The sequence below is a fragment of the Paenibacillus sp. FSL H8-0034 genome, assembly GCF_038000305.1.
GTDB lineage: Bacteria > Bacillota > Bacilli > Paenibacillales > NBRC-103111 > Paenibacillus_S.
In genome coordinates, this window is sequence record NZ_JBBOBS010000001.1 from 6,422,836 (window position 1) to 6,446,033 (window position 23,198).

Genomic DNA, 23,198 nt, shown 5'->3' on the forward strand with positions numbered 1-23,198 from the left:
CGAGAGAGCACAGTTCAAGCCATCATGGCACTGTACTCCCTCCAGGGAAACTATTGATTCTTTTGCAATCGCTCGACTTCTTTATCAATGCTCTCCGATGCTTTACGGATGGCTGTATTGACGTCGGTACCCTTGGCAATACCTGCCGCCGCTTCCGTTACAAATTTGTTAATATCAAGCTCAAACTGGTGCGAGGTATGCTCCTGAATCGGCTTGACGGCAAATACATTTTGCACCTTTTTGCCTTTGAGCACCGGAAGGTCGGCACCGTATTCTTTTTCCAATTCCGGGTTAATGATCGCAGGCACTCTGCCGTTGCGTGACAAAATCCGTTGCGTTTCGTCGGACAAAATATGCGCAATCGCCTGGAACGCCTCGTCCTTATGTGTGCTCTTCGTAAATACAGACAGTGTATGGTTTTGCGCCTCACGCGACTTGCCCAGCTGATCGCTGAATGTAGGCACAGGTGCGATATCCCAGTTCACTTCAAGTCCCTGCTGGCGAAGCTCTTCAAGCGGCCCTACCATATTGGCCAGCCATGTAGGCCTCATCGCCAGATTGCGGTCCTTCATAAACTCATCGCGTCCGTACACGTATTTATCAGCTTTGCCGATATAACCGGGAATTTCATAATTTTGCTTGGCAATGTTGAATACACGAACCCAATCCGGTGTGCTTAGTAACGATTTACCTGTCTTCGGATCGATCACAGGCAGTGCCAGATTTTTGGCAATCCCGATTGGTCCTTCGGCATCAATACCGATATAGTTCACACCATTCTCCGTACGCGTCAGCTGACGTCCCAGCTCCAACGCCTGTTCCCAGGTCATCTGGGTATCGGACGGGTAAGGAACGCCGAACTTATCGAAAATATCTTTATTGTAGTAAAGAATATGTTGATTGGAGTTAAACGGAAGCTCCAGCAGCTCGCCTTTATTGGATAATTCCTTGGCATAGCTCAACATCTCCGGCTTAATTCGGGTAAGATCAAAATTATACTTTTTTACATACTCGTTCAAATCCAGCAGTACGCCCAAGCTAATAACTTTCCGGTGCGAGCTGGAGCTGGAATAAATGATATCGGGTATTTGCCCGGAGGAAAAGAAATCTTCCGGTGTTGTGCCTGTAGGTGGCTCAATCCGTTCCACCTTGATATTCGGATACTTTTTATTAACCGGATCAGCAATAAATGTTTTAAATTCGGTATTCGTGAACGTACCGCTGCTGTTGTAAAATTTCAAGGTGATAGGCTCGGTGCTGGCTGCTGCATCTTTTGGTGCCGATGATGCTCCAGACTTGGCAGGGTCTGTCGCTGCTGCGGTTGGAGCCTCTTTCGAGCAGGCGGAAAGTATAAGTAGAATAAAAATAAGAGCTACGGTTATTGAATGTTTGAACTTCATTTGGTCTGCACCCCTTGATTATGTTTAGTTATAGCTGTGTGATCAACTTGCTTGCCGCTCTTCGTACTCCCCGCTCCTCTCTGGGTACTTTATTCTCCATACAAAAACACCGGAGACCCCACAACAAATGTTGGTTGTCTCCGGTGTTCCGGTAGATTTATATTATTCCTATAGAATTACTATGAAATGAAATATAACACCAAACTTGAACGGTGTCAATCCTATATTCAAGCTTTTTTCACGTGCCGTATCACATAAATGGTTCTGGTTGTCCCGCTTGCCTTATCCCGTTTCTTGCGTAATCGTCCCTTGGGAGTGCAGATAAAGCTGTTCATAGTAGCCATGCAGCTCCAGCAGCTCCCTATGATTTCCCTCTTCCACAATACCTCCCTGGCTCATCACGATAATGCGATCGGCTTGCATGACGGTGGACAGTCGGTGGGCGATTACGATCGACGTTCTCCCCTGGGCAACAATACTTAACGCACCCTGAATCATTTGCTCCGTATGGGAGTCCAGATTAGCGGTAGCCTCGTCCAAAATCAATATTTTGGGTTGAAATACGATAATTCTGGCAAAGGAAATCAGCTGCCGCTCTCCAGCGGACAATCCGCTTCCCCGCTCCGATACACGCGTATCATAGCCCTCCTTCAAACGGGTTATGAGCGAATCAGCCCCAACCAGCTTACAGGCCTGAATGACCTGCTCCTGTGAAATCGTCTCATCAAACAATCTGACATTATCCATAATGCTGCCCGAGTATAAATACGGCTCCTGCTGCACAAGTCCAACCAATCGGTGCAGCTGGGCTTGTGGGATCTCCCGAATATCTACATCATCAATCCGAATGCTGCCCTGCTGCACATCATAAAATCGGCAGAGCAAACTGATCAGCGAGCTTTTCCCGGCACCTGTGGAGCCTACGACCCCGATCATTTCACCCGGTGCAATATGCAGATCGAGATCATGTATGACCTTCGTTTCCTCCTGATAAGCAAAGCTTACATTATCAAAATCAATTTTCCCGCTGATGGCAGCCAAATCCAGAGACCGCGTTTCCACTGCATCCGTAATTTCCGGCTTAATCGAAAATACATTCCAGATCCGGTTCAACGAAACCGTGGTCGATTGAAGCGTATTCCATTGCTGGGTAATCGTATTGATCGGCTGAAAAAACTGCCTGATGTACGTAATAAAGGCATACAGGACCCCAAATTCAATCGCCTTATCAAATACGGCAATGCCTCCAAGCCAGGTCACAAAAGCAACTGACAAATTGCCCAATATATCAAAGGAACGGTTAAACATCACATTCGTTCTGATCTCACGCAAATTTGCCTTGTAATAACTGACATTGTGATCCAAAAACCGTGATTGCTGCTCCTTTTCCTGATGAAAGGCTTGAATCAGGTGCATACCGGACAAATTTTCCGCTACATACGATACCAGCTGGGACAGCTGCGCTCTGGAGATTTGGTAGGTTTTGCGCATATAGGAACGAAATCCAGAGGCAATCAGTACAATAATCGGCATCATCACCATGCAATACCAGGTCAACTGAACATCCAATTGAAACATAATGACAATAATAAAAATCAGCGTCATCCCATCACGAACCAGACTTAACAGCACCTGTGTAAAAAACTGATTGAGCGTTTCCGTATCGCTGGACACATGCGTAATTAAGCTGCCGCTGGAGGTACGGTCATAGTAGGACATCGACAATTTAAAAATATGACGAAACAAATCCTTACGGATGCGAGCAACGATGGTTTGGCCAGCCAGCTGTAGCAAATTATTTTGCAAATAAGTAAAAAACAAGCTGCTGACCGATAATCCCAGATAGACCGCACATATGATCAGGAGAGTCCTGTAATCATTTTTGCCCACCATTAAGTTATCATCAATGGCGATCTTGACCAGATAGGGCTGCAACAAATCTGCGGCTATCGACAGCACGGTACAGAAAAATACGATGATAAAAGTAAGCCTGTGCGGCCTTGCATATACCGATAGCTCACGAAATGCGGACTTATAGGCTTTATTCGCTTGCGGTGGCTTGGTTTCCTGTTTACTGTTCGGCTTTTCCTTACTTAGGTTCGGCAATGCTGCTTCCCTCCTCTTGTATGGCAAGCAGCTTGGCATACAAGCCCTTTTGCTGTACCAGCTCTCTGTGGGAGCCGCGCTCAACAATACGACCCTGATCCAACACGATAATTTCGTCTACATGCTTGATAGCGCTAATACGATGGGCAATCCAGATCGTCGTCTTCTGGGCGCGTACCCTGCGCATCGTATCAATGATGCTTTTTTCGGTTACGGAGTCCACAGCACTGACGCTGTCGTCCAGAATCATAATCGGCGATTCCTTGATCAGGCCCCGGGCCAGACTGGTACGCTGCCGTTGTCCGCCTGATAGCGTAACTCCCCGCTCTCCCAGCTTGGTCTCGAACTTATCGGGAAATAAAGCGATGCTGGATGATATTTGCGCCTGTCGGGCAGCTTTTTCGACCAGATCCAAGGATGAGCTTCTCCGAAAAAAAGCGATATTATCGCGAATCGTCGTGCTGAATAAAAATCCCTCCTGAGGCACGTAGGCAATTTGGGTTCTCAGACTTTCCAGCGTAAGCTCGCGAATATCCGTACCCCCTATCCATACCGTGCCTGCCGGAGGATCATAAATACGGAGCAATAGCTTAACCAAGGTCGATTTGCCGCTGCCTGTTTTACCAACAATGCCTAATGATTTACCTGCCTGCAGACTGAAGCTGATGTTATGGAGCACTTCATCCTCTTCTCCCGGATAAGCAAAGGATAGCCCTCTTACCTGAATCCCCGAAGCGTTAAAATTGGACGAAACGGCCTGCTCGATTTCCACGATATCCGACTTCATATCCAGCAAATGGTTAATACGCTCAAGCGATGCTCTTGAGCGCTGCATCGTGTTAATAACACGACCGATTTGTTGAAGCGGATTGACCATCATGCGGATATATAGCGTCAGCGCTACGAAATTCCCCAAAGAAATTTGTTGATGAATCGTTAAATATCCCCCAAATGCTATCGTAACGATGAGCGAAAAGGCACCCAAAAACGGAATCATCGCTTCAAACAACGAGGATAAGCGAACCAGACGCAGCTGATGATCCCGGATGCGGTCTACAGCCTCCCCGAACCGTGCGATCATGATCGGCTCAACGGCAAATGTTTTCGCCACGCGAATACCGCCGAATTGCTCCTCCGCAGACTCCGTCATTTTGCCCAGAGACTCCTGTACGAGCAGGGAACGCTTCTTGATAACCGGACGAAAGCGGACAACGAGATACGGAATGAACAGCAGCGGGAATACACAGCAGACGATCAAATAAAACGGAATGGAGCTGAATAGCATCGTGACCACAACCGACAGGATCAAAATCGTCGAGTTGATAATGTGATTAAATCCCATCGAAATCGATTCGCGGATCGCGGTCACATCATTCATCACATAGCTGAGCAGCTTGCCTACCCCATGCTTCGAATAAAATTCAGCGCTTAACGTCGTGAAATGATCGAATAATCGTTTTCTGGCAACGTACTCAAACCGCCGGCCCATCCTCATGATCAAATATTGCCCGACCGCCGTCAACAGCCCGAAGGAAACACCAATACCGAGCAGCTCCAGGCTGTAATCGATAATTAACGTTTTGGTCAGTTCCCCCTGCTGCAGTTGATCGGTAAACAGGCCCAGCAGCTTCGGATAATACGATTGGATAATATTTCCACAAGAAATAGATAGAGCTGCCACAATATAAATCGGCCATTTGGACAGCACATAATCCGTCAACAAACGTGTCGCCTTCACTCGACCAGCCCCGTGCGCTCAATACCTTCAACAAACCACCGCTGCGCAATTCCATATACGATCAATACAGGGACAATGATGAGAAAGGACGCAGCCATTTTGATCGGCTCCGAGAAAATACTGGTTCCTCCCTGCGCCTCATCGGCCGACAAGGATGCAGCCAGCTTGGCCAAGCTGATCGACAGCGGGACTTCCTTGGAACCGGACATATACATCGACGGCAAATAGAAATCATTCCAATTCCACACAAACGAAAATAAAAAAACGACGATGATCGCAGATTTGGAAATCGGCAGCATGACTTTAAAGAAAAACCGGAAGGCATTGGCGCCGTCTATTCTTGCCGCCTCTTCAAGCTCCTTGGGCAGTGTTGAGAAAAATTGCCGGAAAATGATGACGAACAGCGCTCCCTTCAGTCCATGTCCGAATATAGCCGGTACAATCATCGGTAAATACGTATTCGCCCAGCCAATTTCCTTGAACATCAGAATCGACGGCAATATCGTCAGCTGCGGCGGCATAATAAACGTAAATATCAAGGCGGCAAATAACAGCTTTTTTAATGGAAATTCCAGCCGGGCAAACGCATAACCCGCAATCGAGCAGGATATAATTTGCAAAATGGAGACGGACAACGAAATCGTCAGGCTGTAAAAAAACGCCGTTTTAAATTTGAGCATCTCGAATGCCGCCTGAAGATGTCCGGTATACAGCGACCGGGGTACCCAGATCACGGACGAATCCAGCATATTATTAGCATCCTTGAGCATCGTGATCATCATATACAAAATCGGCTTCAAATAAATAAAAGCGGTATCGATCAAGATCAGATACAAAAACAAGCGGAATAGAAACCCTTTATCCGCCTCCTTGCCGATAAAAAAATATTTCGTGGAGATCAATCGGTCCCTGATGGATACATCGGCCAATTGACGTTTTTTGAATAATTGGAGCACGCGTTCCATGGTGGTCCCCTCTTTCCTAAGAGTTTTTGCGTATGCAAAAACTGACTTCGTAAGCATTTGCCGAGCTTCCTTTGGAAGCTTTCTTCGTAAGCATTTGCTTAAGCTTCTGCTAGCTGCGTTTGCCGCTGAATGCCTTGTCGACCCGGCTGTAGAGCAGCATGACAATACCGATGAATACAAGCACGATCATAAAATAGATCCACGCCAGAGCGCTGGACAACCCATAATTTGCTGTCGTCACCTTGCTAATAATCGGATTGGTCGGGAACGTAAACAAATCGACGACCGTAAAAATCAAATTCAAAAATATAAATGGGATGAGTCCCGGCAGCGTTATTTTCCAAAATGTATTCCAGGGATCTGCACCATCAATACGGGCAGCCTCATACACCGAGGAGGAAATCGTCTGCCTCCCCGCCAGAAAGATCAGAATTTGCACCCCGGAGTACCATAGTACAAGCACAAACGAGCTAATAACATGATTGATCGGTTCGACCCAGGTTTTGGGGACATATTCAATAATATACGAATCGATTCGTAAAGATTCCACAAAGGATAATGTTCCTTCACCCTGTTTAATAAATTCCAGTATAATTTGACCCGATGAAAAAATAACAGGCAGGAAAAAAACGACTCGAAAAAAGGTCCTTCCCCAAAACTGCTGGTTCAATAAAATCGCAATCAGCAGCGAGAATATAAGAATAATCGGGATCATTACGGCCGCTTCACGCAGAAAGGGAATCAAATCGTCATAGAGCAGCCCGCCATCAGCAAATAAAATTTCACGATAATATTCCACGCCATTGGGTATCGTCTCAATCCCATTGACCGTCACCTTTACACGATGAAAGCTCATGTATAAGGAGAACACCAAGGGAAAGGCTACAAAAGCCAGAAAACCGACTACCCATGGAGTAATAAAAAGCGTCCCCTCCAATTTGCGGAGCGTGGCTCCTTGAAGTTTCAGTTTGCTCATCGCTGCGCCCCCCTCTTCCCAACAATAAAATCCTGGGCCGGAACGCGAATACTGCCATTCGTGAATTCCTGCTCGTTGTAGTTCACAATGATGGTTTTGCCACCTTCGTAGGTGGTTTCTTTGACATTGGGAGCTAGCGTCCTGTGCCCGATGATCAGCTTATCCTGAACATCGCCAAGCGCTTCATTAAACCGTTTATATTCCTCGGCAGCCGGCTCCTCCCAATCCCGATAATTCATACTGTAATACCAGACAGAATAGGCGCCTTTCATCGTACCGGATGGAGCACTCGTAAATACATAGGCTGGATAAGCGCCCAATTCGATACTGCGCAGGAAATCCGTACGATATTGTTCACGTAAATTGGACCATTCGGATGTGTACGTGATCAAGCCGTGCAGCACTATCTGCGTAAAAGGTACCGATTCATCCACAAAAATATCATACGAGTAAGTATCAGCTAATCGGTGAATATGATTAACCTCATTTAAAGCATAGAAATTAGCGTTCTCCGCATGGACGCTGCCAAGCGTGTCCTTCGTCTGCTTAAGAAGAGCCTGCTGACTTTTTAACACCTCACTGCGGCTGGCCTGATAGCTGTTGTTGTAATCGCTGTTCAAATATTGCCCGATACCCTCATTGAAATAAATGCCGTCAGCACCGAGCGCTTTGTAGCTGCCCAAATCCTTTTGGGCCACATTAGCGGTAAAGATCGGACTCACCAGCGTTGTCATTTCGTGGTTAGCATAATTTTCAAATTCAATTACTTTGCCCGCCAGGTCACGAAGCCCGTCAAACATCGGCCAAAATCTGTCTCTGCCATTATTATTCAATGTATAGTTGGCTGTCAGGTATACGGGAATTTGCTGGGAATGCGCGTATTGGATAAATTGCTGCATCCCCTCATTACCCCCTATTCGTGAATCCACAGGGAACAGACCGCCATGTGAGCTGTAGCCATCCTGCTGCCATCCTGCATATTGAACCGTCAAATTTTTGAGCCCCCGTGCGGTCAGGCTCTTGATCATATCAATAGCCTCAGCCGTTGACGTTCCCTTCAAATATTTGTCCCACAGCAGTCCCTTTTTGATATCGGCACCAATGATGTCGATATATAGAGGAACCTCGCCGCTTTTGGGCTGAACAGGCTTCAAGCTTTTGTCTTTAACCAGATAGGTCCTGTATTTCTCCGCCATACCTACGTAATCGCTTTTGTCCGGTGCAAGGAAATAATAGCGGGTCTTGCGCTCCGGAACTGTAAACCGATCCTTACTGTAGGTAAAAAATCCGGTTTGCGCATTTTTGCTCGTATTTTGGAAAAATTTGATACGGTACTGCCATTCTGTCGTTACCCAGTTATATTGTCCGAAGGCACCATTCGGAGATGCGAATACCTTGCCGTATTCCTCACCCGAAACCATCACTCCGACCAGACCCTGAGCTCCCGATTTCAAACCAAATACAGGGATTCTAAGCGGATTGCGTGCTGTCGTTTCATTAAAGAAGGCACTATCTGGACCATATACATTAGCACGGTAAAACGATTTATCATTGGCCTGATTCGGCTTAAAGCGTATCAGCGCCCCTGAACCGTCCGGCACAAACAGATAGCCCTCCTGCTTATCATTGTAAGCCTCTGCTCCCAATAACGGATACAGCTTCAGATTCAGCAGACTAAGCTTGCCTTCTTTAATATCCGGATCCACAATAACCGCATCTACGTAATCATCCTGCAATCTGACCTCAACCGGAATTTTAAACTGCGTGCCTGTAAAATTGAACACGACCTTGAACCCGTTCGGCGTCGTTTGGAAGCCTTCCAGAACGCCTTTATCCTCCGTCCAGCTAATTGTTTTGGCCTGAGATTTGGAATTGGACGCATCGATGTATTCCAGCATAATCGGTGATAACAAATTATTTCGCCACGTTCCAGTTATCGTTTCCTTGGCCCACTGCTCCGGATTCGGATAGGAACGCCATAGTTGTCCGGTTTGCTTATTTTCCACCTTGAAGTGGGCAGTCGCGTCATCAACCCACAGCTTTAACACCGACGATTCGGCTATGACACGAAAGCCCACTTCTTCCGGTAGCCCTGACTTCGCCGCTCCAGCGGATTGCGGGGCGGGAGCAGAGGTCGCTGCTGGCTGCGATGCAAGAGGGGCCGCTGCTGGAGCAGCCGCTGTCGGATTTTGGACCGAAGCTGCGGGTGCAGATGACGCCACTATTGTGCCATTTCCGCTTGAAGGCTGTGGCGATACCGTGCCTGGCACCACTTTACCGTCCTCCTTCTGATCGGCGGCATACAGCCAGTTCATTCCCGGCTGTTGAAACAGCGCAATGCCGACTATCAAAGCTGCTATCAGCGCAGCTGCTGATCGATACCAAATCTGCCTACGCCTCATCGAATCGTTACCTCCTGGAAGACCGAATAACCGAAATCCGTCAATTCTTTCGTTAATCCAACCGTAATGAAAATCAACACGCCAAGCACCGTCATCGTAATCAACGACAGCACGACGCTCACTGACGTTTCTCCTATACTATAATTTTGCAAGCTCTGCACCTTCCAGAACAGCAGCAGGCCAATCCAGACAAATAAACCAATATACAGAAAATAATAAATCGAGCTTTCATTTAATGTCATCACATTGGAGAGGATCGTTAACGGCAATCCGACCAGCACCAATGGAAATAAGGCGTATGTGCTTCCATAAACAACATCACGGAATCGACCTTCCCCGCGTAAAATCGAAGAAATCAAATAGTTGGAAATGACCCATGCCAGCCATATCGCCAGAAATTGAACGACTACTGTCAGCAAATTAACTTCAAGAATAACAGCCGGGTTAAAAATGAAGCTGATACCTGCCTGCATGATGCAGTAAGATGCCAGAGCCAATATCCAAATAATCAGGCTGCTCCAGGCTCCTGCTTTGTTTTCGTAGCGAAGCCCTCCAAACCCGTCAATCGGATGCTTTAATATATAAAAGGCTTGCCCCAGCTGCTGTACAAGCAAACTTTCACTGCGCTTGCGCTGACGCCACTTTTGCCGCCAACCGCTTCGCTTGCTCCACTTTTCCAAAATAAACAGCACGATGAATACCGCTATAATGACATTCATCAGCACGCCGAAGTTCTTTTGGAACCAGACCAGACGGTTTTGCCAAAAGGCATCCGAATAGCCTTGCGCCTGACCCGCTTCATAAAACAGCTGCTGGGCCCGGGTATAGTCACCTTTTTTATAAGCAGCCTTCGCCAGTCCCAAAATCGCAGGCGTATAATAGGCGTTGAGCCGATTTACCTCTGCCCACAGTGCTTCGCTTTCCTCATATTTGCCTTCCTGGGTCAAATGGTTGGCTTTGTGCACCAAGGCGCCAAATTCTGAAAGCCGGAACGATTGAACGAAATTGTTTTCGCCGTCGAGAATAAACAATTCGTTCTTGGAGTTGGTTGTAATGGCCGTAGGTGTCTTGACCAGACCCAGCTTGGTCGTTACCGCATTGTCGTCGCCCCACCAGAAGAACAGCAAGTTACCGGAGCTGTCATATTGGTTCACAACCTTTAGCTTTGAATCAATCACGGTAATGTTGCCATCCCGGTCTACCGTTAAATCCGACAATAAAGGCACCCGATTCTGGTAATCAAAAAAGGCCATTTCCCCATAAGACGTTTTCTTATCGCTCTTGGCGAAATCACCTTTGCTTTCCAACTGGTCCAGCCCTGCGATATTCAGCTTTTTGATTTGTCCGTACTCCACATCCTTGGAAACCGTGTAGATCATGCCATCCTGATCAGCCGTCACGCTCGCTATCGAGCCGGGCAGCTTGCTGATTTCACGTACGTACATCTCCCGTGTGTATACCAGCCTTTTGAACATGTCGATTAAGGAAAAGCTTGTCGTATTGGCACCAAAGAAGCCTTGAAAATTGCCTGTCGGGTCCAGCTGGACAAGTCCTTGATAGCCGCCAAGTGCCGCTATATATAGAAATCCGCGTTTGTCGACGACCAGCTTCACCGGATCAAACTTGAACGATGCTGGAAGAAACTTGGATTCAGGACGCTTAAACTCACGAATGAGCTTGCCATCTTTATCGAGGCTAACCACACGCTTGTTCCCCGTATCGGCAACATAAATCGTTCCTTTGGGGTCGATGAACAGCCCTTGCGGCTTATTCAGCGGACTTTCCTTAACGTCCAAAATACGAACCAGATTCCCCTGTTCATCCAGATGTACAATCCGGTTGTTCCCGGTGTCTGCGATATAAATCTGATCCTTGTCATCTATAAACAGATCCTGGGCTTGCTTAAGCGGTGAAAAGATCAGCTGATCCGGCTTTTTCGGGTCAGGAATATAAATCTCGCGCCCAAGAGCCGCAACCGGATTGTAGGCAGATTGGGTCCAGACCAATTGATCGTAGCCATCCTTGTAATTCGTGTTATATGGCGTATAGGCAAGGATTTCCGCCGGTCGAATGAACACCGTCGAGATCATAGCCGCAAGCAGGATCAGAAGAAGCTGTTTGATAAGATACGAGCGCAAGAAGTCGTCCTCCTTTCTTATTTAATACCGGAATGCGCCATCGTGGAGATCACTTTTCCCTGGAAGAACAGGAAGATCAGCAGATTTGGCACGAACATAATTAAAGCCGCTGCTGCTGCTGCGCCTTGACGGGCTACAATATTGGCTGCATTGTTCGTTAATGTGCTCAGAAAAAACGGAAAGTTTTTCATTTCATCATTTTGCATAAACAGCTGCGAGGTTTCCACATTCCCCCATGAATTTTGAAACGTCAAAATCGCTACGGTCGCTACAGCCGGCATGCACACCGGAATAACAATTCGCAGAAACACCCGAATTTCGCCTGCTCCGTCAATTCTCGCCGCCTCCAGCAGCTCGTTCGGCAGCTGATCGATAAACTGCTTAAGTAAAAAAACACCTACCGGCATTGCAAGCAGCGGCAATATATGTCCCCAATAGGTGTTCATAATGCCGAGATGGCTGACGACCAGATATCGCGGAATTTGCATCACCTCGGGAGCGAACATCAGCGTCAGCAGAATAAGGCTGAACACAAAACGGTGACCCGGAAATTTATGCTTGGAAATCGGATAAGCGCACATTGCACTCACCAGCGTAACACCGATCACGGCAGCAACCGATATGAGCACGCTGTTAAACAAATAACGGGTAATCGGCACCGTGGAGTTGGCGGCTACCAGAAACAGCTCCGTGAAGTTCTGCAGGGTAGGCTCCCTGACAAAAATATTAGGCGGATACACAAACAATTCATGATAAGGCTTCAGAGCATGGTTCAAAATATATACGATAGGCAGCAGCATGAAGATGGACAAAAGAACCATCAGGACGATCAATATTTTTTGAAACGTGTCCATTCTTTGCAGCCGGGGTCTTTTGCGGAATACATGGGAAAGCTTCCAGGGCAAGCGCAATGTTGTCATTGTTTCAACCTCCTAAGGGCGAAAGCCCGATTAATCGTCGGCTGAACCGAACAACGTCCAGCTCAATTTGTTGGACACATACATCAAGATCAACAGAAATACCGAAATCGCTGCTGCATAGCCCATTTCAAAACGGATAAACCCATAATCATCGATATGATTAATAATCAAATGGCCTGCGTATTCAGGGGTCGGATTCACACCGGACAGCTCCACACCAATCGCTCCCGCTTTGAACGTCGCGACAATAGCCATCACCGCCCCGAACAGCATCTGCGGCTTCATCGACGGAATCGTGATAAACCAGATTTCCTGAATTCTGCTGGAGATGCCATCCAGACGCCCTGCCTCATACAGCTCCTTGTTCACATTGAGAATACCAGCCAGCATGGCCAGAAAGCCGACGCCCATACTGGACCAGAGCGTGACCACAATCATCGAATTCATTAAATAGTCTTTACTTGTTACCCACAGCTTAGGTACATCAATGAACCCAAGCTGCAGCAGTATACTGTTCAAATAGCCGATTCTATCACCCGTCAGCATAGGCAGCCAGACGATCGACATCGCAATACCAATCGTCAGGGATGGTGTATACATCGCAAGCGCGAACCATCTGCGCAGTGAATCGGGCAGTTGGGTAATCAGCCAAGCCAAGGTAAAAGCTGCAATATATCCGCCTGGCCCGACGATAAGTGCAAATTTGAACGTATTGGGCAGTGCATATTTCAAGAACAGCAGATCCTGAGAGATCAAATACTGAAAATTTTGCCATCCGATAAATCTCGGCTGTTCAATCGCATTAAAATAAGTGAAGCTCAAGCCTACCGCCGCAAGCACCGGGATCAAAATAAAGGCGGTGAAGCACAGCATGAACGGTGCAATAAAGAGATAGGATAGACGATACGCCCATATTTCCGAGAGCAGGCTGCCAAGTTTGCTCTCCTGCGGCTCCACCTGTGGCTTTGCAGACGCCTTGACGGGCGTGCTGATCGCGACATTCGAGATTTTATTTAACATAGGCGTTAACCCCTTCCCACGGCTTATTAATCACCGGCAAATCCAAAGTTTTGATTACACGTCCATCCTGATCGACATAACCGAATTCCTGCTGCTTGCGCCTGAGCTCCCTGTCGATGTCCAGAACAGCCGTTTCCAGTGAGCTTCGGTAATTCGTGCCATCCACAACAGCCCGCAGCCAGGCATTTGTAATCTCTCTTTCCAGAAAATATCCGCCCGGCAGGTTCGGGACATCCTTGTACCAGCTCCACTGCTTGAGAATGACGTTGGCATCCTCCTGCTTCCATGGCAGCTTGGTGAACGCCTGAACATTGGATGTATTCCAGCGGAAAGCGACACCATTCACCGCTTCGATATCGTTGCCATACCGTGCCTGGGTCTCTGGAGAAATCCACCACTGCATGAATTTCCAGGCCTGATCCTTTTTCTTGGACTTTTCAAAAATAACACCCGTTCTTTGCCCGCCTCCGGCCCACCGCTCAATGGTTCCATCCGGCTGCTTCACCCCGGGAATTTCGGCAATTCCCCAGCGGTTATTAAGCTCAGGCGCCGCAGCGGTCAGCTGTACATACATATTGTAGTCCGAGACGCCAATCGGCATCGTTCCTCTGCGGAAATGCTGGTAAAAGCTCGGGACTTCTTTTTCTACCGCATACGTATTATACAGATCGGTCCACTGCTTGAACGATTTAAAGCCCTGCGGCGTATCCAGCGCCGTTCGCAAGCCCTGAGGCTCGTAAAACTCCGAATGATTTTGATAAAAGAAAGGCGTATAATCCTTCGGATTCATATAAAAATTCAAAGAATTTTGCTGTAAAACCGGCAGCAGTGCATACACATCGTCCCACGTCTGCGGAATCTCGAGACCCAATTGCTTTAAAATATCCTTTCTATAAAAAAGCACCTGAAACGACTGCGTTTCCGGGATCGCATAATATCCCTTATTGTAATGAAGCGGCAGCCAGGCCCCAGGGCTGTACTGCTTATAAATATTCGCAAAATCAGGGAACTTTGATAAATCCGTGACACTTCCGCGTATCGCATAATCCACAGGTAAATCCTGCGTTAAGCCAAGCGCCACGTCCGGCTGAATGCCTGCTGCATTGGACATGACGAGCAGCTGTGGCGTAGGCAGCAGATTAACCTTCACCTTAATACCCGTATCCGCTGTGAATACCTCATCCGTGAGCTGCTGCAATTGATCCACATAGTCACGACCGCGCTGCACCCAGACGTTTAATACACGTTCATCCAGATCACTCAAGCTGTCCCGCGATTGGAAGGAGTAGAAAAAATTCGTGACTGAACCCGCTATTTGCGAAATCCAGGAAGCCTCCATCTCTGGAAACGGTTTTTCCAATGGAGCAATGTAGATTTCATCCAGCTGCAACGGCTGCTGCAGCAGTTGTTCAATGAAATTACTAATTTTTTCATTAATACTTGTAATTTGATCGGCATAATAAGGTACATCATCCAGCTTCTTCAGCAGCTCGCGAATATCCTGCGCGGACGTACTGAAGCCCTGGATAATGCTGTCTTTACTGCCGTTCACCTGCAGCAGCTGCCCGGACAAGCTATCCATCAGCTTGGCGGTATCATCCAAACGACCTGCCAGATCAGGCAGCTCCTGCTCCACCTTCCAGGTGCGGTTTCTATCAATCAAACCACCCGTGAGCGCTCTTAAATCCTGATCGATAGAACGAAGCCGCTGCGACAATTCATCAATTCCGATCAGAACCGGCTTGACTGGAGCTCCAGTCACAGCTATCGACAAGGTATGCTTGCCTTTTTCCAGAAACAGCTCGTAGGGCTTGCCGTCAGGCTGTTCAAGGACAGTTCCCTTCCAGCCCGAATTGTAGGGAAAACGATACGTAAGGAACTCTTCAAATGGAACCTTGTCATCAATCCTGATTCTGCGGAAAGAAGACTTTTGCGAAATTTGATTTTGCAGGGATCGCAGTGCGAGCTTGTATTTACCTGTCTCCGGCACCTCGAAGTTCCAGGTAATTTCCTGATTCTGATACATCCATCTTTTGGCTCCTACCGTATTGTAGGTGATTCTACCCTTGGCAACAGGAACGGTCCGCGGGTCGGTATCGGAGAACAGCTTGATCGAAGTATCATTCTTCAAAGCCATATCCTCGGCCTGTAGAGTCAAGGCTTGCGCTTCAACAGGCTTGGATTGTGGATAAGCAGCAGCCACTCCTGCGTAAGGCTTGAGCTTTTCGGGAGGTACGATTCGCAGCTCCTCTATAGCGACTGGCTCGTTTCCACTGAGTCTGATCGTATGAACGCCCTCGGTGAGATACCACTTTAACGGATTCGCATACGCGCCTTCCGAGTCAATAAACGGTTGTATACGCCAAGCCGGCGCTTCGATCGAACGGGGTCTGACTTCGTCTCCATCGTCATTTTTCAGGATCGGACGTGCGTCCTTCCATTCCCTGTAAAATGTAATCGATGAAGCCTCCCGAAAGGGATGCTTGCCATCAAGTGTTACGTCCCATGCGATTGGATTGCCGACCCCGTTACCCGGTAGCGGACGATAAGAAGCCTGAAATTCGTATAAGCCCTTTGCGGATACGTTAAACTGGTATTCCACCCAGCTTGTAGAAGCTGCCTTCCATAGCAAAACATCCGTTTTTCCTTCCAAGCTGCCTGTAGAAAAGATTGGACCCTCAGAGCGTGCCGCAGGTGCTGCAGCTTTAATGGTAACGGAGTTAGCTGCATCCTGAGCTCCCTGCTGCTTCCACGTTTGCAGAATATCTGCATAATATGGCTCGGAGTCAGGGCTATTTATGGTTTTGGCATCCGTTGCTTTGGCAGCTTGTGGTGTGACAGCAGTCGGGGGCTGCTGCTCCTGCTTAATAGCTGTCGCATTTGCCACCGGAGCTGTCCCTTCCGCAGGTAGGAGACTTATCGCTCCCAAGACGCAAGCTAACACAACGGGCAGGATTCGCTTCCGAGCATGTTTAGTAAAATGAATGGACAACAAAGCGTACACTCCCTTCCCGATGACAAATGTGATTTAAACAAACCTGGTTCCGGTATCTCTATGGAAAAATAATGCCTTCGTCATATCTGGAGAAAGCCGAACCTTTTCGTCTTCTTTGGCCTGGAATCCCGGATTGACCCGAACGACCAGCAGCTTATCCTGACCAATATCCAGATGAAGGAATCGATCCGCACCCATCAATTCACTAAGCTTATACACGCCGGTTAAAATCGCATCGGAGTAAAGACCTTCCAAATTAATATTTTCCGGCCGGATTCCAAGTGTTAACGTCCGATTAATCTGATTGTGTTTAACCAGGATCGGTACCAAATCATTAGGAATTTCCAATGTAAAGCGAGATGTGGAAAACTCCAGCTTGCCCGGAACATTTTCCACAATGCGCCCATCAATAAAATTCATTTGCGGTGAACCGATGAAGCTGGCAACGAAGGTATTGCTCGGGTATCTGTAGATCGTTTCCGGAGTATCCACCTGCTGGATGACGCCGTCCTTCATCACCACAATCCGATCACCCATCGTCATCGCTTCGATCTGATCGTGTGTTACATAGATGAAGGTGACACCCAGCGTTTTGTGAAGCTTGATAATTTCCGTACGCATCTGCACCCGCAGCTTTGCATCCAGATTGGAGAGGGGTTCATCCATAAGGAACACTTTGGGATTACGCACAATCGCACGGCCTAACGCAACACGCTGACGCTGACCTCCCGATAAATTTTTGGGCTTGCGGTCCAGATATTGCTCAATCTCCAGCACGCGCGCCGCCTTTTTCACCGCCAGATCGATTTCGTGCTTGGGCAGCTTGCGCAGCCGGAGACCGAAGGCAATATTCTCGTAGACACTCAGATTCGGGTATAAAGCGTAGTTTTGAAAAACCATCGCGATGTCCCGATCCTTCGGAGGCAGGTTGTTCACCAGCGTATCGCCAATATATATCTCGCCTTCCGTGACATCCTCAAGCCCGGCAATCATCCGCAGTGTCGTTGATTTGCCGCAGCCGGATGGACCTACAAAGACAAGGAATTCCTTGTCTTTGATGTCCAGATGGAAATCGTGAACGACCGGATGCTTATCCTTGCCATACCGCTTGTATAAATGATTAATCACAATTTCCGCCATGATCACTACTCCCTTTTGTTGCTAGAAGTACGGTGAATAAGTACCGCTGCGCGGCCAAATATCCTTCCGATCGCTGTTGTTTCCATATTTTTTTGATTTTATAAGAGATTTGGCTGAAAAAATACAGAAACAAAGGCGAACGCTAACGCTTCTCCAGGATCATTTGGCCACTCCGCTCTTTATTCACCGTACTTCTAGGTCATCCATCATCCATAGCTTCCTGATCAGCCTTTTGCTGTACCTGCGGGTTCTTTACGCGCTGATCCACCTTGGCCGGAACCTGCCGCTTCGCTCGTAATAACATCGATCTCGGCCAGCTCTTCAGCCGAGAGCTTCTCGCCTACATGCTGCACCGATTCTGTGACTTGCAACGCACTGGAAGCTCCCAGAATAGCGGATGTAATATGCGGTCTGCTCACAACCCATGTTAGTGCCAGCTGAGCCAATGACCAGCCCTTACGCTCGGCAATCCCTTTCAGCTGCTCAACAATTCGGAAGTTGCGCTCTTCATCAAGCAGCACCTGCAGACGTTTCTCGCCAGCTGCTCCACGAGTTCCTTCCGGCGGAGCTTGCTCAAAGTTGTATTTGCCGGTCAACAAACCACGTCCAAGCGGACTGTATACAATGACACCAACTTCTTCGGAAGCGGCAAAAGGCAGCAGCTCTTTTTCAATATCGCGGGCAATAATGCTGTATTCCGGTTGTACACTTTCGTATCGGTGAAGGTTTAAGCGGGCCGAGATGCCATGAGCCTTGGCAATTTGCCATGCGGCGTAATTGGAAGCACCGATGTATCTAACCTTGCCTTGACGGACCAGATCGTCCAAAGCTCTCAAGGATTCCTCAAGCGGCGTTTGTTCGTCAAAGCGATGAACCTGGTACAAATCGATGTAATCCGTTTTCAAGCGTCTAAGGCTGTTTTCAACCGCGCGAAGAATATGATAGCGGCTCTGCCCTGCGTCATTGGGCTCCAGTCCTACTCGACCGTGAACCTTCGTTGCCAAAATGATACGGTGTCTGCGTTCTCCTAGCAGGTTGCCAAGAATCGTTTCCGATTGTCCGCCCTCCAGCGGATTATTGCGATCCGAACCGGTTCCGTACACATCTGCGGTATCAATCAGGTTAATACCCGCGTCCAGTGCCGTGTCCAATACGTCAGCCGATTGCTGCTCGCTGATCCAGCGTCCAAATGCCATAGTGCCCAGACTGACCTCGGATACCTTTAAACCGGTTCTGCCAAATTTTCTAAGATTGATGCTCATGATTAAACACTCCTTATAGATGGGGATGGGTTATTTGTATTTATGAATGCGTTAAGATACGAAGCTATCCTTGTTGGTGACTGCAGCACGCTCCTGCAGCTTTTTCTTTACAGCAGGGATCAATGCTTTGCCGGAAATCGATGCTTCCTCCAGATTCGGATAGCCTGAGAGAATGAAGGAGGAGACGCCGATATCGATGTATTCAATCAAACGATCCGCAACCTGATCTGCTGTGCCAACAAAGGCCATTGCACCACCTCCGCGTACAACAGACAGCCCTGCCCAGAAGTTGGGGGCAATGACATAATCATGTTTGGCCGACTGCCTCCGCACCTGATTTTGCCTCTGCTGTCCTGCGGACTCGGCCTGTGAGAACCTAACCTCTGTTTCCTGAAGCGTCGTTGGATCGACTTTGCTTACAATCAGCTTGGCTGCTGCCCAAGCCTCTTCCTCCGTCTCGCGAATAACTACCTGCGCTCTGATGCCATAACGGATATTGCGATCAATCCCCTGCGTCCTGTGCAGCACATCGCGGTGATATTCCACTTCATCGATCTGCTCCTTGATCCAATCGAGCGGCTCCGCCCACATCAGATATACATCGGCTATCTCGGCTGCGGTTCGCTTCGCTGCAGGAGAGCTGCCGCCAAAATAAAACGGTGGATGCGGCTTTTGCACGGGTGATGGATAGCTGACTCCACCCTCGATTTGGAAGTACTGGCCGTTGAAGTCAAAGGGCTCCACTTCCTGGCTCTTGCCACGGGTAGCCAGTATTTGATTCCCTTCAACCTGCTGAGAGTTAATCCACAGCTGACGGACAATCTTGATATATTCCAGCGTACGTGCGTATCTGGCATCCTTGTCAAAGGCCAGTGAATCTCCCATAGCCTTCATATCCTCGGCAGAGCTGCCTGTCACGATATTGATCAGCGCTCTGCCTCCTGTCACCTCATCGAGCGTTGCTCCCATCCTTGCAGCCAGCGCAGGAGCGATTAAGCCTGGACGCATAGCTACCAGCGGCTTGAACACCTTCGTATGGGCGGCCAGTGTCGCTCCCATAATCCAGGCATCTGTACAATGCCCGCCTGTCGGGATCAAGGCAAAGGTGTAACCAGCCTCCTCCACAGCTTGTGCAACACGTATCATGTAGGCGGTATCCACGACACGGTCAGGCTTGACGCCAATAAATGGGCCATCTCCTCTTGTTGGCATATACCAACCGAATTCCGGCTCAATGGCTTGATGCTTTACCATCTTCTCCTCACTCCTTTGAATCCAGTCTGCGATTTTAAACAAAAAGAGCACAACAAAGTGTTGTGCTCTTCCAGTGGTCTGGTCATCGCAATTTATTATTCCTATAGTTTTAGTATGAATTTGATCACTTTACCATAGCACTGCCATTATGGCAATGATATTTTTAAATTTGTTCAGGATTACCTTACAAGCCTTTAACTATTTAGTGCCTATACATGAAGCAAGCTGTTGGCCGGACGTACAAGCCCCAGATTTTCACGCAAGGTTTTCCCTTCATAGCTCGTACGGAACAGACCTCGGTTCTGCAGCTCGGGGATTACTTTGTCAACGAAAGCCTCCAATCCGTTCGGATAAAGCGGCGGCATTAAGTTAAATCCATCAGAGGCACCGTGGGTAACCCAATGTTCAATCACATCAGCGAGCTGAATAGGCGTACCTGTGAAGGTTAAGTGCCCACGACCGCTGGCAAGACGATTCACAAGCTGACGAATCGTCAGGTTCTCCTTGCGGATCAAATCCAGTATAAGCTGATGACGGCTTTTGCTGCCATTGACCGAATCTATCCCCTTGGCGCTGTCAAATGCAGACACAGGAAATGGACCATCAATGGGGTAACCTGTCAAATTTACGCCGAACCGCTCAGACAGCTTGTCTACGGCATCCTCGACATTATTAAATGCGTTCAATTCATCCTCCAGATCCTGGGCTTCAGCTGCGGTATCCCCTATAATCGGACTTAGTCCCGGCAAAATCACGAGCTGCTCCGGGGTGCGGCCATATTTAGCCAATCTGGCTTTGACATCTGTATAAAATGCCTTACCTTCCCCATATGTAGGCTGTGCTGTAAAAATAGCTTCCGCCGTCTTCGCAGCCAGCTCTTTCCCGCTCTCCGAGGAACCCGCCTGAACCAGTACGGGATAGCCTTGCGGAGGACGTGGAATATTAAGCGGTCCTTTGACCTTGTAGACCTTGCCTTTAAAATTGATTTCATGCAGGCGGGTTTCATCAAACTGAACGCCGGACTGCTTATCAAAGACAAGCGCCTCCTCCTCCCAGCTATCCCAGAGTTGCTTCGTTATTTCGACAAATTCCTCAGCAGCCTCATAACGCTTGGAATGCTCCAGATGCTCCTCACGGCCGAAGTTGTATGCAGTCGCATCCGTATGTCCGGTAACAATATTCCATCCGGCCCGCCCCCCGCTGATATGATCGAGCGATGCAAATTTACGCGCCACATGATAGGGCTCGTTGTACGTTGTCCCCACAGTGCCGATCAATCCGATATGCTCGGTCACAGAAGCCAAAGCCGAGAGCAGCGTAAAAGGTTCCAGCCTTCTGCCGGTTCCTACATAGCCGTCTGCCATAAATAATGAATCCAGCAAACCCCGCTCTGCGATCTGTGCCAGCTTTAAATAATAGCGAAAATCAAATCCCAGCTCCGGGTGAGTGTCTGGGTGCCGCCATGCCGCTGCGTGATGACCGGCTCCCCGCAAAAAAACATTCAGGTGTACTTGACGTTTGGTTGTACTCATCAACCCCGCCCCTTTCTTTCATGTTATTGATCTCTGTGTCCATCATAGGTCCACGTGAAAAAACCGAAGACATAGCTTATAAAAGCCAGATCTCCGGTTGTCCGGTAGTTGGTCACCTAATGTTTATTATTCCTATGCTATTACTGTAGTTTGAAATATAACACCCCTTATGTTCTGTGTCAATAAGGTTTCGCAACATTTATTTGGAATAATTCTTAAGAATCCATCCCGGTTAACGTCAAGCCAGCTTTCTGATAACTGCTTGTGTGAATGCAGTCGTTGAAGCCGAGCCGCCCAGATCCTGTGTCCGTACACCGTCCGCAATCGTACTTAATATTGCCTGTTCAATAAGTCGTCCCAATTGATAAAGCACAGGATCGTTATGCCGATTGCTCAGCCAGTCCAACAGCATCACAGCCGAGAGCAGCTCCCCGATCGGATTAGCGATATTGCGGCCCGCAATATCCGGTGCTGATCCGTGGGCCGCCTGCGCCATCGCTCTATCATCGCTTGCATTAATCGAGGGAGCTAGTCCAAGGCTCCCCACCAGCTCACCTGCCAAATCAGAGAGAATATCGCCGAACATATTCGTTGTCAAAATGACGTCAAAATCCTTTGCACGCCGCACCAGATGTGCAGCCATCGCATCAATATGATAGTCCTCCACTCTAACCTCCGGGTATTGAGCCCCCACCTCACGGCAGGTGCTTAAGAACAGGCCGTAACCGAGCTTGATCACATTAGCCTTGTGGACAATAGTCACGTGCTTGCTTCGCTTCATCGCCATCTGAAAAGCCGCATGGGCGATACGTTCCGCAGCCTTCCGCGTAAATACACCTACCGATATAGCTACATCAGGAGTAACCAGCCACTCTCCTGTACCTGCATACATATTGCGATCCGGATAAAAGCCCTCCGTGTTTTCACGGTAAATAACCAGGTCCGCAACACCCACTACACTCTGGATTCCCGGAATCGTTTTGTTCGGACGGATATTGGCATACAAATCAAAATGGTGACGCAGCTCGCCGCTTGGATTGCGCTTTTCCTGATGCTCCGGTGGGTAGGATGAGGAATCGTGAGGTCCAATTATCCAACCATCGCAGCTTCCGAGCGCCTCCTTCGTGAGAAGAGGCAGTGCATCGCCGTACTCCCTGATCGCAGACCAGCCCATTGGTAGCTCCAGCCAGTTAAGCTCAACATTCGGCACGACTTTCGATGCAGCCGTCAACACATCGACCGTAGCCTGAACGATTTCCGGTCCAATCCCATCCCCCAACAAAATGCCAATTGTATACGCAGTCATTGGAACTCCTCCTTGTCATTTGACATGAATGCTGCCAATCATAA

At 48.4% G+C, this 23,198-nt stretch carries 15 protein-coding genes; all 15 read right to left on the reverse strand.

Translation table 11 applies throughout. The features are described from left to right. Positions 1 to 50: 50 nt before the first annotated feature. Positions 51 to 1,400 carry an ABC transporter substrate-binding protein gene (locus tag NST47_RS28870; RefSeq protein ID WP_341158214.1) on the reverse strand — a complete coding sequence of 450 codons (1,350 nt, stop codon included), beginning with the start codon at positions 1,398 to 1,400 and terminating at the stop codon, positions 51 to 53. Positions 1,401 to 1,682: 282 nt separating this feature from the next. After that, on the reverse strand, positions 1,683 to 3,545 hold the full coding sequence (locus NST47_RS28875) for an ABC transporter ATP-binding protein (protein WP_445667411.1): 1,863 nt from the start codon (positions 3,543 to 3,545) through the stop codon (positions 1,683 to 1,685). Further along, complete coding sequence (locus tag NST47_RS28880) at positions 3,490 to 5,244, reverse strand: ABC transporter ATP-binding protein (RefSeq protein ID WP_341158216.1); 1,755 nt, start codon at positions 5,242 to 5,244, stop codon at positions 3,490 to 3,492. The genes NST47_RS28875 and NST47_RS28880 overlap by 56 nt, the downstream gene beginning before the upstream one ends. Beyond that, positions 5,241 to 6,209: a carbohydrate ABC transporter permease gene (locus NST47_RS28885; RefSeq protein ID WP_262685521.1), complete on the reverse strand. Its 969-nt coding sequence runs from the start codon at positions 6,207 to 6,209 to the stop codon at positions 5,241 to 5,243. The genes NST47_RS28880 and NST47_RS28885 overlap by 4 nt, the downstream gene beginning before the upstream one ends. Positions 6,210 to 6,318: 109 nt before the next feature. Further along, a complete protein-coding gene (locus tag NST47_RS28890) occupies positions 6,319 to 7,185 on the reverse strand; it encodes a carbohydrate ABC transporter permease (RefSeq protein WP_262685520.1) in 867 nt (288 codons plus the stop codon). Continuing rightward, entirely contained in the window at positions 7,182 to 9,587 is a 2,406-nt protein-coding gene (locus tag NST47_RS28895; RefSeq protein WP_341158217.1) for a DUF5696 domain-containing protein, read from the reverse strand. The genes NST47_RS28890 and NST47_RS28895 overlap by 4 nt, the downstream gene beginning before the upstream one ends. Continuing rightward, entirely contained in the window at positions 9,584 to 11,677 is a 2,094-nt protein-coding gene (locus tag NST47_RS28900; protein WP_445667485.1) for an SMP-30/gluconolactonase/LRE family protein, read from the reverse strand. Before NST47_RS28900 ends, NST47_RS28895 begins: the two co-directional genes overlap by 4 nt. A 65-nt stretch (positions 11,678 to 11,742) precedes the next feature. Continuing rightward, on the reverse strand, positions 11,743 to 12,645 hold the full coding sequence (locus NST47_RS28905) for a carbohydrate ABC transporter permease (protein WP_341158219.1): 903 nt from the start codon (positions 12,643 to 12,645) through the stop codon (positions 11,743 to 11,745). A gap of 30 nt (positions 12,646 to 12,675) precedes the next feature. Then, a complete protein-coding gene (locus NST47_RS28910) occupies positions 12,676 to 13,665 on the reverse strand; it encodes a carbohydrate ABC transporter permease (RefSeq protein WP_341158220.1) in 990 nt (329 codons plus the stop codon). Next, entirely contained in the window at positions 13,655 to 16,552 is a 2,898-nt protein-coding gene (locus NST47_RS28915) for an extracellular solute-binding protein (RefSeq protein WP_341158221.1), read from the reverse strand. The genes NST47_RS28910 and NST47_RS28915 overlap by 11 nt, the downstream gene beginning before the upstream one ends. Before the next feature lie 141 nt (positions 16,553 to 16,693). Continuing rightward, positions 16,694 to 17,800 carry an ABC transporter ATP-binding protein gene (locus NST47_RS28920; RefSeq protein WP_262685514.1) on the reverse strand — a complete coding sequence of 369 codons (1,107 nt, stop codon included), beginning with the start codon at positions 17,798 to 17,800 and terminating at the stop codon, positions 16,694 to 16,696. Between the two features lie 224 nt (positions 17,801 to 18,024). Beyond that, complete coding sequence (locus tag NST47_RS28925) at positions 18,025 to 19,062, reverse strand: aldo/keto reductase (protein WP_341158222.1); 1,038 nt, start codon at positions 19,060 to 19,062, stop codon at positions 18,025 to 18,027. Between the two features lie 51 nt (positions 19,063 to 19,113). Continuing rightward, positions 19,114 to 20,316, reverse strand: coding sequence for an LLM class flavin-dependent oxidoreductase (locus NST47_RS28930; RefSeq protein WP_341158223.1), 1,203 nt, complete (start codon positions 20,314 to 20,316; stop codon positions 19,114 to 19,116). Between the two features lie 209 nt (positions 20,317 to 20,525). Then, a complete protein-coding gene (locus NST47_RS28935) occupies positions 20,526 to 21,848 on the reverse strand; it encodes an LLM class flavin-dependent oxidoreductase (protein WP_341158224.1) in 1,323 nt (440 codons plus the stop codon). A gap of 238 nt (positions 21,849 to 22,086) precedes the next feature. Beyond that, entirely contained in the window at positions 22,087 to 23,154 is a 1,068-nt protein-coding gene (locus NST47_RS28940) for an isocitrate/isopropylmalate dehydrogenase family protein (protein WP_341158225.1), read from the reverse strand. Between the last annotated feature and the right edge of the window lie 44 nt (positions 23,155 to 23,198).